Annotated in this window: 12 protein-coding genes; 2 read left to right on the plus strand and 10 right to left on the minus strand. The window is 68.7% G+C overall.

From position 1 onward, the window contains the following. Nucleotides 1–121: 121 nt before the first annotated feature. The gene (locus tag NDR87_RS31700; RefSeq protein ID WP_251917516.1) at nt 122–871 is read right to left on the minus strand and encodes a GAF and ANTAR domain-containing protein; all 750 of its coding nucleotides are present in this window, start codon (nt 869–871) and stop codon (nt 122–124) included. A gap of 76 nt (nt 872–947) precedes the next feature. Beyond that, entirely contained in the window at nt 948–1,454 is a 507-nt protein-coding gene (locus NDR87_RS31705) for an RICIN domain-containing protein (RefSeq protein ID WP_251917517.1), read from the minus strand. Nucleotides 1,455–1,607: 153 nt separating this feature from the next. On the opposite strand from NDR87_RS31705, the gene rplL reads away from it, so the two are divergent. Then, on the plus strand, nt 1,608–1,997 hold the full coding sequence (gene rplL / locus NDR87_RS31710; RefSeq protein WP_251917518.1) for a 50S ribosomal protein L7/L12: 390 nt from the start codon (nt 1,608–1,610) through the stop codon (nt 1,995–1,997). Nucleotides 1,998–2,015: 18 nt separating this feature from the next. On the opposite strand, the gene NDR87_RS31715 is transcribed toward rplL, so the two are convergent. From NDR87_RS31715 to NDR87_RS31745, 7 genes are all read right to left on the minus strand, one after another. Beyond that, a complete protein-coding gene (locus NDR87_RS31715) occupies nt 2,016–4,211 on the minus strand; it encodes a UvrD-helicase domain-containing protein (protein ID WP_251917650.1) in 2,196 nt (731 codons plus the stop codon). Nucleotides 4,212–4,282: 71 nt separating this feature from the next. Next, nucleotides 4,283–5,179 carry an alpha/beta fold hydrolase gene (locus tag NDR87_RS31720; RefSeq protein ID WP_251917519.1) on the minus strand — a complete coding sequence of 299 codons (897 nt, stop codon included), beginning with the start codon at nt 5,177–5,179 and terminating at the stop codon, nt 4,283–4,285. A gap of 325 nt (nt 5,180–5,504) precedes the next feature. Further along, nucleotides 5,505–6,302, minus strand: a complete 798-nt coding sequence (locus NDR87_RS31725) for a S9 family peptidase (RefSeq protein ID WP_251917520.1) — start codon at nt 6,300–6,302, stop codon at nt 5,505–5,507. Between the two features lie 86 nt (nt 6,303–6,388). Next, the gene (locus NDR87_RS31730; protein ID WP_251917521.1) at nt 6,389–7,192 is read right to left on the minus strand and encodes a methyltransferase domain-containing protein; all 804 of its coding nucleotides are present in this window, start codon (nt 7,190–7,192) and stop codon (nt 6,389–6,391) included. A gap of 113 nt (nt 7,193–7,305) precedes the next feature. Beyond that, a complete protein-coding gene (locus NDR87_RS31735) occupies nt 7,306–8,670 on the minus strand; it encodes an MFS transporter (RefSeq protein WP_251917522.1) in 1,365 nt (454 codons plus the stop codon). Further along, nucleotides 8,670–9,596, minus strand: a complete 927-nt coding sequence (locus NDR87_RS31740; RefSeq protein ID WP_251917523.1) for a ketopantoate reductase family protein — start codon at nt 9,594–9,596, stop codon at nt 8,670–8,672. The genes NDR87_RS31735 and NDR87_RS31740 overlap by 1 nt, the downstream gene beginning before the upstream one ends. Continuing rightward, nucleotides 9,593–10,843 (minus strand): 2-isopropylmalate synthase, encoded by a 1,251-nt coding sequence (locus NDR87_RS31745; RefSeq protein ID WP_251917524.1) that lies wholly within the window; start codon nt 10,841–10,843, stop codon nt 9,593–9,595. The genes NDR87_RS31740 and NDR87_RS31745 overlap by 4 nt, the downstream gene beginning before the upstream one ends. Nucleotides 10,844–11,151: 308 nt before the next feature. Between NDR87_RS31745 and NDR87_RS31750 the strand changes: the two genes are divergently transcribed. Then, a complete protein-coding gene (locus NDR87_RS31750; protein ID WP_251917525.1) occupies nt 11,152–11,655 on the plus strand; it encodes a transcriptional regulator in 504 nt (167 codons plus the stop codon). On the opposite strand, the gene NDR87_RS31755 is transcribed toward NDR87_RS31750, so the two are convergent. Then, nucleotides 11,543–12,586 carry a hypothetical protein gene (locus tag NDR87_RS31755; RefSeq protein WP_251917526.1) on the minus strand — a complete coding sequence of 348 codons (1,044 nt, stop codon included), beginning with the start codon at nt 12,584–12,586 and terminating at the stop codon, nt 11,543–11,545. The two genes, NDR87_RS31750 and NDR87_RS31755, sit on opposite strands and share 113 nt — an antisense overlap. Nucleotides 12,587–12,592: the final 6 nt, after the last annotated feature.

Consider the following 12,592-nt stretch of genomic DNA (forward strand, 5'->3'; position numbering starts at 1 on the left):
CAACCGGCTCAAACAATTCCGGGAGCTGGCCACCCGCTACGCCAAACGCGCCGCCTACTACCAGGCCGAACTCACCATCGCCGCCATCATCCTCTGGCTGCGATGACTTACAGGACACGCCCTAGTCCGACGCCGCCCGGCTGCCCAGTTCGGTGAGGAAGCGCCGGGCCAGGGTGTGGACCCGGATATTGTGCCGCTGCGACTGCTCGACCAGCCGGGCGAAGGCCTCGTCGGCGGTACAGCCGTGGATGGCCATCAGCGCGCCCTTGGCCTGATCGATCTCCGCGCGCGTCTCCAGCGCCCGCTCGAGCTGCGCGACCGATTCGCGCGCGGCCTGCCAGCGGCGGGCCGCGGCGATCGCCTGCCCGGCCGCGACCGAGTACAGATTCGTCAACCCCTCGTCGAACGGATCGAAGGCACCGGCGTTGTGGCTGTAGATATTGAGCGAGCCGAGCAGCTGCACGCTCTCGGCGACCTCCACCAGCAGCGGTACCGACAGATAGGCGCGCACCCCGGCGCGGGCGGCGGAGGTGTCGAATTCCGGCCAGCGGTCGCGCTCGCGACCGATCTGCGCCCGCACCGGCCGCCGCAACCGCGCCGACTCCAGCGACGGGCCGCGATCGGACTCGTACTGCTCACGATCCAGCGGCACGGCATCGTCGGCGGTGCGGGCGACGGTGCGCCAAACCTGTTCCGACAGTACGGTTATGCTCACCAGATCGGCGTCGGGCACCGCGCGGGCGGCCGCATGGGCCACCCGCGTCAGCGCCTGGCCGAGCGGTTCCTCCTTCGCGATGATCTCGCGCAGCCCCGCCACGGCGCTCGATGTCGCGCCGAGCCGTAGCAAAGGGTCCGGGCGTGCTTCCCACATCGCATACGCCTCCCGAATCTGCCCAGCGTGACAACCCTCATTCGTCGCTGTGCCCGATTCGGCGGCGATTAATGATTCAGATCCGCCGGAATATCCAACGGGATTGGGAGGTATCGGCGATCACGCCCTCGAGCAGGGTTCCGGCGGTGCCGGTCGTCTTGTTGGCGTAGATCTTCCGGGCCGGGTCGGCGACCAGGGCGATGCTGTGGCTCGGGCCGATCGGGTCGATATACCAGGTCTGTTCGGTTCCGGTACCGCACTCGGCCATTTCGACATCGCTGCTCGCCGCCCGGCGCAGTGCGGGCGCCAGGCACAGATCGCTCGCGACATTGCGGATCTGGAAGATCGGGCGCGCGAACGAACCGCCTACGGGGGTGAGAACCCAATGATCCCAGCCGGTCTCGGAGTCGACCGCCCACACCGTGTGGTGGGTGCCGGGCACCACCCGGTAGGCCGGAACCGCCTCCCAGAAGATTCGATAGGTCGCATTGCGCTGCACCGCGTCCGCCGACGCCGGAACCGCGACCACCCCCACCACAGCCAGACAACCACCCAGCATTCCGAATAATCGCCGAGCAACCATCGACATCCTTTCGCACACCGAGGTATCGCTGCCGCGGATGGACAGCATCTACTATTCGGTGCCGGGCTGTCGCTGGTTCGTACGGTTCGACCGAAAATCGGCCGAGTATGCCCTTATCATGGAGGTATCGCCTGGTCAGCAAGGGATGAAGCTATGGCCAAGATGACCACCGCCGAACTGCTCGAGGTCTTCAAGGGCATGACGCTGCTCGAGCTCTCGGAGTTCCTGACGGCATTCGAGGAGGAGTTCGGCGTGACCGCCGCCGCCCCCGTGCTCGGTGTTCCCGCCGCCGCCTCGGGCGCCGCCGCGGAGGCGGCGCCGGAGGAGCAGGACGAGTTCGACGTGATCCTGGAATCCTTCGGGGACAAGAAGATTCAGGTCATCAAGGCGGTCCGGGAGATCGTGCCCGGACTGGGGCTGAAAGAGGCGAAGGATCTGGTCGAGGCGGCGCCGAAGGCGATTCTGGAGAAGCTCGACAAGGATGCCGCCGAGGCGGCCAAGGCCAAGCTCGAAAGCGTCGGCGCGCGTATGAGTTTGAAGTAGGGCCCACGATCTCGGCGATCACGGCCGGAGCCCGGTGGGCAACGGTTGCGCATGCACGATGTGCAGCCGCTGCGTCGCCCGGGTGAGCGCGACATACAGATCGGCCGCGCCGTAGTCGGAGCCGTCCAGGATCGCGCTCGGCTCGACCAGCACGACCACATCGAATTCCAGCCCCTTGGCCGCCGCCGGGGTGATGACCGGACCGTCCGGATCCAGCGCGCAACCCGCCGGGGCGATCACCGCCAGCGAACCGGTCGCGGGTGCGGCGTCGCGAACCAGCTCGGCAACGGCGGCGGCGAGCCCGGCCGCCGAAACCTCCGTCCACGTCGGCTCGAATCCGTTGTGGCGTACTAATTTCGGCATCGGCGCGGTCGGATCCAGCCGCTCGAGCACCCGCCCCGCCACGGCCATGATCTCCCCCGGCGTGCGGTAGTTGATCGACAGCGTCCGGTAGGCCCACCGGTTCGGTGTGTACCGGTCGAACATCTGCCCCCAGGTGTGCGCGCCCGCGGGCGAGCGGCGCTGCGCGCGGTCGCCGACGATCGTCATCGACCTGCTCGGACAGCGGCGCATGATCACCCGCCAATCCAGTTCCGACAGTTCCTGGGCCTCGTCCACCACCACGTGGCCGTAGGTCCAATCCCGGTCGGCGGCAGCGCGTTCGGCCAGGGTCCGATGATCGCGTTCGGTCTGCCGTTCGGCCAGGGCCTCCGCATCGATGGCATCGGTGACCCGCAGTTCGTCGTCGCCGTACTCCTCGTCGGGGTTGTCGATGATCGACAGCACCTCCCTGGCGTATTCGAGGCGGGCCGCACGCTCCCGCGCGGCCGCCGCCCGCTCCGCGCGCCGATCCACGCCGAGCAGTTCCGCGGCCTCGTCGAGTAGCGGCACATCCGAAATCGTCCAGGCCGCACCGTCTTCCCGCAGCAGCAGCTCCCGGTCCGCCTCCGGCAGGGCCGCCGTGGCGGCCGCCAGCCGAGTTTCCGAGGTGAACAGATCCGACAGCAGTCGCTGCGGAGTGAGATCGGGCCACAGCCGGTCCAGTACCGCCCGCACCTCGGCGTGTTCGGCCAGCTCCGCCCGCGCGTCCCGGGCCAGCTCGGCGCGCAGCGCCCGGTCCCGCCGGGTGAGCCAGCCCTCGCCGATACTCCTCACCGCACGCTCGGTGAGCCCGTCCAGCAGGCGCTCGTGGAATACCGCGCGCGCCTCGTTGTGCGGCAGACCGGTGGCCCGGGCGTGCCGCCGCGCGACCGCCACGACCTCCTCGTCCACCTCGACCGTCACATCGCTCAGCGCGACCGGAATCGGGAAGTCGGGCAGTTCCTGACGATCGGCCACCGCCGCCGTCAGCACCTCGAGCATGGCGCGAGATCCCTTGACCCGCTTGACCTCCGGCGCGTCCTCTCGATCGGTGCGCACCCCGGGGAAGAGTTCGCCGGGGGTCGCGAAGACCACATCGGTCTCCCCCAGCGACGGCAGCACATTGCCGATGAAGTCGAGGAAGGCCGGGTTGGGACCGATCACCAGAACACCCTGCCGCGAGAGCTGTTCGCGCCGGGCGTAGAGCAGATACGCGACCCGATGCAGCGCGACCGCGGTCTTGCCGGTCCCCGGCCCGCCCTCGATCACCAGGATGCCCGCATGCGGCAGCCGGATGATCTCGTCCTGTTCGGCCTGGATCGTGGAAACGATGTCGCGCATGGTCTGCTCGCGCGGTGCGTCCAGGGCCGCTAGCAGTGCGGCGTCTGGATCGGCCCCGTCGGCGCCGAGATCGAATACGTCGTCGTGGAAACCGAGAATCTCGCGACCGCGCGTGCGCAGATGCCGACGCCGCCGCACCCCCTCGGTGCAGGCGACCGTCGCGGTATAGAACGGCCGGGCCGCGGGCGCCCGCCAGTCCAGCAGATACGGCTCGTAGTCACGCGTTTCGTCGAACAGGCCGATGCGGCCCACATAGATCGTCCCGTCCGCGCCGTCGAGGCGGCCGAAGCACAGCCCGTTCTCCGCCGCGTGATAGCGACTCACCGCATCGCTCAGCGTGCCGACCGCCACCTCGCGCTGCCAGCGGTCCTGTCCGGTCGCCGCGTGGTTCTCGCGCAGCGTGCGGTTCAGGTCGTCCGAGGAGGCCCGTCGGACCGCATCCAATTTCTCGTAGAGAAATGCGCCGTGTGCGCGTTCGGCCGCCAATTCGGCCTCGTAGTCGAATTTTGACAAAGCCACCTCGCTGTGCGATAATATAGGTGAAGATCTCTCGCGTGTCTTATTCGATTGACCGTCTGTCAATGTTAGAGAATTTTCCTCTGATTCGAAAGAGTCAACTCCGCGATATTGTCGGCGAAGGTGTCCCACAGCTCGCGCGGTAGCGAATGGCCCATCCCCTCGAAAATCCGCAGTTTCGCGCCCGGGATCGCCTCGGCCGTCGCGCGCCCGCCGCTGATGTCGAACATCCGATCCTCGGTTCCGTGCATCACCAACGCCGGAACGTCCAGCTCCCGCAACCGCGGCGTGCGATCACCCGAGGCGACCACGGCCACGACCTGCCGCAGCATGGCCGAGCCGTCGTGGTCGCGATCCCACGCCCGGGCGGCGAGCTCGGCCGCGGCCTCGGCGTCGAAGGCGAATCCCGATCCTGCCAGCGCGCGGCCGAGCCGCACCCGCCACTCGACAAAACCCGCTCGATCCGGTGAGTTGGGTCCGGGAAGCTCGAACACACCGGGATCGGTCCTGCCGACCTCGGGATTTCCGGTGGTGGACAACATCGAGGTCAGCGAGCGCACCCGCCGCGGATAGTCGATCGCCATCGTCTGGCCGATCATCGCGCCCTGCGAGGCGCCCACGATGTGCGCGCTCTCGTGGCCGAGCGCATCGAGCAGCCCGACGGTATCGGCGGCCATATCCGACAGCGTGTACGGCACGGTCGAGAAGTCCCCGGCCAGCACCGCCGGAAAATCCGGCGGCGGCACGTCGGAGAAATGCGTCGACCGGCCCGCATCCCGATTGTCGAACCGAATCACCTGCAGCCCGCGCTCGACCAGCCCCGCACACAAACCATTCGGCCAATTGATCAATTGCGCACCCGCGCCCATGATCAATAACACCGGCGGGTGCTCCGGATCGCCGCATCGTTCGTAGGCGATGTCGATCTTCGCCGGACCGACTCCGCGCGCCATTTCCTCGGCCATTTTCTCCCCTCCTGTTCCACTCGTGCTCCGGGCGACGAGTATGGACCCTCGAGGGGGCCTTGCGGCAAGAGGGTACAGCGGCTATACATTTGAGTGGGAAGAAAAATTGTTCCCAGCGCGGTCGACTTCGCAGCCTCTCCGATCAGCTGGCGTCTTGTCTCCCGATTCCGGGATCCACCCGCGGTACGGCCCGGCCGCACACTACCGGGTTTCCCCTTCCCGCAACGGCTTTCACCTCTCGGCCCCTCGGGCGGTCACGTCATGCGGGGCGTCCACCCGCAAGGGGGTCGAGTAGCGGGTGCGAGATACCTTGCGGCGCTGACAGCTAGCTCCGTTGCGACAGGTGCCGACGGAACCAGGTGACCAGACCAGCATCCACCTCGCGGGCCAGGGGCAGCTGTGGTGCGGGCTCGATGCCCGGCTCGTCGGCGAGCGGATGCGCCAGGCCGGGTATCGACAGCAATTCGGCCCGATCCCCCACCGCCTCCACCAGGCGCATCGCATCGGCACGCAGCGCCGGATGATCCAGCTCGCCGCTGACGACCAGCAGCGGTGCGCGCGCCGCGATGGCCTTCGCCTTGGCGATGAAGTCCAGGCTTTCCACGACCCGCTCGGACTCGGCGTCGTAGGGATAGCCACCCGGGAACAGATCCACGACCGAGCGCATCCGGATAGCGGCGTTCACGACGGCACCGGCGAAGACCGGAATATCGGTCTCGGCCAGGATCCGCAGCGCCACGGCCCCACCCAGCGAACCACCGAGCACCCCGATCGGGCCGTCGTCGACCGGCAGCTGCGCGCGAATCGAGGCCAGCGCCGCCGGGAATTCCTCGCACGCCTGCCGGACGAACGGGTGCAGGAACAACATCAGCGGATCCTTGCTGAACAGCTCCACAATGGCATCGGTCTTGCCGTCCACCATCCGCGCACCGCACATCGGCATGCCCAGATGCACCCGCCACGCGGGGAGCCCGTCCATCGGCAATGCCGCGGCGAAGGCGGCATCCGACCTCGGCGCATCCAGCATGTGCCAGGTGACGATCAGAGCGGCGGCCCCGTCGCCGTCCGGCGGTAGAGCGGTGAACGGCACGCCCGCGGCGGTACCCGTGATCGGTGAACGCATGCGGCCACGGTAGGCCAGCGGCCCGGCGGCCGGGAACGGGTTACGCCCCAAGCGAAATCGGCCGGGTTCACCACCGCCCTCGGCGCTCAGGGCACCCTGCCCCAGGCTTGGACGATGCGGGGGCAGCCCAGGAGGACGGCCGGATCGTCGGCTGCCGCGCGGAGGTCTGTGAGGATGTCCTCCAATTCTGCTGGGGTGGTGAGGTTTTCGGTCAGGGCGATGGGGGCGATGCCTTCCAGGGTCAGGACGCTGAGGTGTTTGGGAGCGTGGTCGAAGCCTGCGGGCTGGTGGATGAAGATCTGGACGTCGGTGACGCCGGTCGCGCGCAGCAGGGCGGGGAGGCGGGGGCCGATCAGGGGATCGGCGCCGCGGCTCTGCGCGGTGCGGGTGTAGAGGTCGTGGTAGCGGCGGAAGGCGGGGCGGTCCGGATCGCAGAGGGGAGCACTGAAGTCGACGTCCTCCACGACCAGCAGAGCGCCGGGGCGCAATGCGGAGCGGATGGCCGCGAGGGTGCCCGCGGGATCGGTGAGGTGGGACAGGAGGTAGCGGGCGTGGGCGAGATCGAAGGTCTCCGAGGGGGTTTCACGCATGGCGTCGGCGACGCGGTAGCAGATGTTGGGGCGGTCGCCGCGCTCCGCCTCGGCCAGTTCGACCTTGACCGGGTCGATATCGGTACCGAGGACCCAACCCGTCGGACCGACCAGGTCGGCCAGCAGCGCGGACACGTCCCCGCCGCCACAGCCCACATCCCAGCAGCGGTCGCCCACCCGAACCGGCAGCCGCGCGAACAGTGCGCGAGTCGTCGGCTCCATGATGGCGGCAAGCACGCGCAGCCGCTCACGGCCCTCGATTCCACCCCGAATGACATAGGAGTGGGATGGCTCGGACATATCGCTCCCCCTCACTACGGCGTCGTCGACACTCAGCGGCGGCTACCGATGGTAGACATCCGCGCCCGCCCCGAAGGGTGCATTCGCGCCACCTCTTCGAGGAATTCGCGCGATCACACCGCCGCGCGCACCGCGACACCCACCCCCGCGACAACCGCGAACGCCGCCCCGATCAGCAGCATCGGCGCGGGCAGCGAGCCGGTGGCCATCGCGCCCAGGGCCGCGATGGCCAGGGCCATACCGCATTGGCGGCTGGTGTTGAGCAGACCCGAGGCCGAACCGGAGACCTCCGCCGGGGCCACGTGCATCGTGGCGGCGCTGAGCGAGGAGGCCAGCAGACCCGCGGCCAGGCCGATCGCCGCGGTGGGGATCATTGTGACGGTGAGGTTTCCGGTCTGCGAGAGGGCGGCCGTGGCGAGCGCGCCGAGGGCGCCGGTGGTGGCCATGGCGATGATCACCGTGCGGCGATTGGCGGGGGTCACCCGCAGCGCCAGCACATTGCCGCCGAACCAGGCGAGGCAGCACACCAGCAGGGCATATCCCGCCCGCTGCACCGACATGCCGTGCACGCGTTGCAGATACAGCGACAGCACCAGCAACGAGCCGTACGAGGCGAATTGATAACAGCCGCCGCCGAATACGATCAGCAGGAACGACCGATTCCCCGACAGCGCCCGCGGGATCATCGGCTGCGCGGACCGCACCTGCAGCCACCCGAGGGCCACCACACCCGCGAACGCCACCGCGGCGAGCGCCACGATCCACGGGTCGGCGTATCCGATCTCGTGCCCCTCGATCAGCACCGAGGCGATCGCGACCAGCACCACGCACAGCAGCGCCTGCGGACCCGGGGCGAAGCGCGCGGGCCGGTCGGCGGGCCGATCCCGGAACGACCGCAACAGCACCAGCGCGATCAGGCAGACCGGCGCATTGATCAGAAACAGCCATCGCCAGCCCAGATAGCCGGTGATGAGCCCGCTCAGGATCGGCGCCGATGCGATGCCGACCCCGCCGACGACACCCCAGGCGCCGATGGTCCGCGATCGGCGCACCGGATCGGGGACCCCCTTGGTCAGGATGGCCAGGGTCATGGGCAGCGCGAAGCTGGCGCTCACACCCTGGACGGCCCGCGCGGCGATGAGCTGGGCCGGGGCCGTCGCGGCGGCGCAGGCGACCGAGGCCAGCAGGAAGGCCAGCAGCGACCAGCGGTAGACCCGCGCCGCGCCGACCCGGTCGCCCAGTGCCCCGGATGCCAGCAGGAAAACCGACAGCGCGATGGTGTAGGCGTCCAGAAACCATTGCCCCGCGGCGGTTCCCGCGTGCAGATCGGCGGTGACACTGGGCAGCGCCACATAGACCGCGGTGGCATCGAAGGCGACCAGGAAGTTGCCGATGCTCACCGCGACGACCCCGGCCAGGCCGATCGCGGCCGGTTCGGCGCGCGAGACGGCCTTGTCCACCAACAGTTCTCGCGACATCACGCCTCCTTGCGCGCGGCCAACTCCCCCGGCAGCTGAGAGGCGTACACACACCGGTGGATCGGCGTCGGCACCCCCACCTCGCGCCCGAACCGCACGACCGCGCCGTTCTGGAATTCGAGCTCCGACGGCCGCCCGGCCAGCAGATCGCGCTGCATGGAGGAGGTGGTGTCGGGGCGGAAACTCTCGAACACCTTCATCATCCCGTCGACATCGGCCTCGCCGAGCCGCACCCCTCGCGCCCGCGCCACGGCCAGCACCTCGACCATGGCGGCCCGGACCAGTTCATGGGTGTGTGGATCGGTCGAGGTCACCCCGACCGGCTGCCGCGCGAGCGCCCCGACACCGCCGTAGGAGGAGATCAGCATGAGCTTGCGCCACAGCGTGGCCTCGATGTCGTCGGATACACTCACCGCGATTCCGGCCCCGGTCAGCGCGTCCACGGTCGCGCCGAGCGGCAGGCCGAAACCCTCGGTGGCGGGCCCGATTTCGAGTGCGGCATCCGAACCCAGACAGGCCACCGCCAACGGTCCGGTGCGCTTGGCGATGACCACGGCGCTGCACCCGAGCACCCCGCGCGGCCCGAGTACCTGCACCAGTTCCCCGGCGGCCTCCACCCCGTTCTGCAGCGGCAGCACCACCGTCCGCGGGCCGACGGTCGGGCGCAGCGCTCGGGCCGCCTCCGTCACCTGCCAGGCCTTCACCGCGACCACGACCAGATCGACGGGTTCGGGGGGAACCTCGGAAACCACGGTGACACCGGATATCTCGACAACCGCCTCCCCCCGGGTGAGGGTCAGCGGACCGGCCGCGGCCGCCGCCACGGTCGACTCGCGCCCCACCAGGGTCACCCGGTGCCCGGCCCGGGCCAGCAGTGCGGCGAAGTACAGGCCCATACCACCGGCCCCGAATACGGTGACGTTCAAGACACCAGCTCCTGGGTGCGCTCCCGCAGCGCCTCCAGCGCGCAGGTGTAGACCTCGTCGAGCCGGACGATCTCGTCGTAGAACGACCTGATCTGTCCCGACAGGCGGGTGAACTCGGCCTGTTTGCGTTCGAACAGCCGGTCCATGTGGGTGGCCAGGCGCGCGTACACATCCTCGATGAAGGCGTCGTCGGCCAGGATCTGCGAATCCATCCCGCCCTCGGCCAGGATCTGGCGAATATAGGCGGGGAACAGGCCGATTCGGTTGAGGAAGTAGTCGACCCCGCGCGACACCCCAAGGTAGTCCGGCACATTCACGATGCCCGCATTCTCGTTGCGGACCAGGAAGCCGCTCACCGCCCGGTACGGATCGGGCGCGGTGAGGAAGACCTCCTCCGAAAGCCGGGCGGCCGCACCGAGTTTGTCCACATCCAGCGGCGCGGCGGCCACGCCGATGTTGTTGTCGGCGAAGGTGGCGGCGATGACCTCGAGCTCGGCCAGACCGGCCCGGTTGCCCACACCCGCGACACCACCCTCGATCATCTGGAAACCGTGGAACACCGAGGTCAGCGAGTTAGCGGTGCCCAGGCCGCGATCGTTGTGGCCGTGCAGGTAGAAGGTGAACTCCGGATTGTCGCGCACCAGATTCGCCGCCAGCACGGCCGTCGAATCCGGGATCAGCGTGCCCACCGAGTCGTTGATGCGCACCAGGGTGATGCCCTGCTGGCGGCACCGCTCCAGCTGCCGGGACAGGTGGTCGTACTTGTCCTCGTCGACGGTGATCCCGAAGGCGTTGAGCAGGCTCGACCGCAGCTTGGTCACCCCGATCGAGCGCAACCGCTCCACGACGCGCTCGAAAAGCCGGTTCCGCGAGTCGATTTCGATCATTCCGACGCTGACGTAGAGCTCGGCCAGATACTCCTTGGGCATCCGCCGCTCGAGCTCGGCGACCAGCGGCTCCCAGGTCTTGAGCGTCAGATTGAACGAGAACTGGGCGGCCTCGGGAATGCGCCCGAGCAAAAACTTGTCGTCGAGCACCGAGCGCACGAAGCCCGGCTCGGTGATGCCCGAGCCCACGTCGATATCGGTGACGCCCGCGGCGGTGACGGCCTCGATCAGCCGCAGCTTCTGGCGGTCGTCGGCGCCGTAGGGCGCGCGCTCACAACCCTCTCGAATGGTTTCGTCGGAGACGGCGCGGATCTCGAAGTCGCGGTAGCGCGGCCGGTGTCCGGGGGGAAAGCTCAGCATGACTACTCCTCGCAGGTGAGAATTCCTGCGGCGACCGCACTGTCACCGCGCGGTGGGCGCCCGGAGGCGTTCACTGCCGTGAACAGTAACGACTGAAAGAAACTTGCGCAAGATCGATAATTTCCCCGACTTGGTGGGAAACGGCAGTTCAACACGCTCGTAACGGGGACGAACCGCGATGTTCACGAAAATGAACGAATTCGTTGAAATTCTAAGTCAAACGACCAACCAGGGTCGTTCATGCCCGTGAACGAATTAGGCTACACTCGCACACACCGCCACCGATCAGCAACGAGTGAGGACAGCGAATGAGCCGCGCCGCCGAACCGACCGAGGGCGATTCGTTCGCCGCTCGGTTGAACCGGTTGATCGCCGAGCACGAGGCCCGCACCGGCGTCACCATGTCGCTGAGCCACTTCATCCGCGACTTCGAACGCACCACCGGGGTGCCGCTGAGCAAGGGGTATCTGTCGCAGCTGCGCAACAATCTGGCGCCCGAACCCCGGCTGGACCTGGTCCGCGCCTTCGCCCGCTACTTCGAGGTGCCGCCCAGTTACTTCCTCGACGACGAACGACCCGACGACGCACAGGGCGAACTCGCCGAGGCCATGCGCAGGGCGGGGGTCGGCGCGCTCGGGCTGCGGGCGGCGGGCCTGAGCGAGACCTCGCTGCGGCACATCGCCCAGATCATCGACAACATCAGGGCTCTGGAAGGGCTTCCGCCCGTGGACGATCCGGGGCCAGACAGTCCCGCAACACCGCCGCGGGCGGCCCCTGGCGACGCGTCCGGCGATAGCTCCGCGCGGCCGTGAGCATGCGGCGCAGCTCGGCGCGATAGGCAGCGTGCACATCGTCGTCGAAATCGGTTGGCGCACCGATTTTTCCGGGCTCCGCCGCGGCCCCGCGACCCAGCAGCACCGCCGCGTCCGACAGCAGCACCACCCGGCGCACGACCTGGGTGCCGAGGCGCTGAGCCGAGAGCAGATCGCCCGGCGCCGGTCGCGGCGGCTCGTCCAGCTGGGGGAACTCCCGCACCACCGCCGCGCACAGCGGCCGCAACCGCAGCAGGTGGCGCGCCTCGGACACCAGCACAACCACACCCGAGGCGATTTCGACGAAGACGATGCCCACGACGTAGACGACCGCGCCGAGGACGTGCAGCAGCAGCGCCACCGCCTCCCAGCGCTGCGCGTCGACCCCGATCAGCGGCTGGATTCCGGACAGCAGCCGCGCGAGGCCGAACGTCCCGATCAGGGCCGATCCGACGATCACCGCGACGATACCGATCCGGGTCGTGGTCGCGGCCACATGCCGCAGCTGCGGCAGGCAGATGGCCACCACCATGGCCTTGGTGGCGAGCATCGAGACCGCGTAGGTCAGCAGGTACACCGTGCCCACCGGCCGCCCCGCCACATGGACGATGTAGTTCGCCCCCGCCGGTCCCGGATACATCCACACGAAGGTCACCGCGAAGAGGAGCTCGCCCACCAGGAACAGCACACCCAGCTGCCACGCCCGCCGTCGCGGCACCTCGCCGTGGCGCCAGCTCAGCACGAGCAGTACGGTCGAGACGTTCCAGGCCAGCCCGGTCATCTGGGTCAGCAGCCCGAATCCGTGTCGGATGCCGAAGAATTCGGCCAGACCCGGAACGAAGATCAGTGCCGCCGATTCGTAGAACACGAAGCCCAGCAGCAGCGACCAGAACAGCAGCCACTGCGTGGCGGCGCGCCGCCGCAACCGCACCGCGCC

This window comes from Nocardia sp. CDC159, from assembly GCF_023740735.1.
Taxonomy (GTDB): Bacteria; Actinomycetota; Actinomycetes; order Mycobacteriales; family Mycobacteriaceae; genus Nocardia; species Nocardia pulmonis.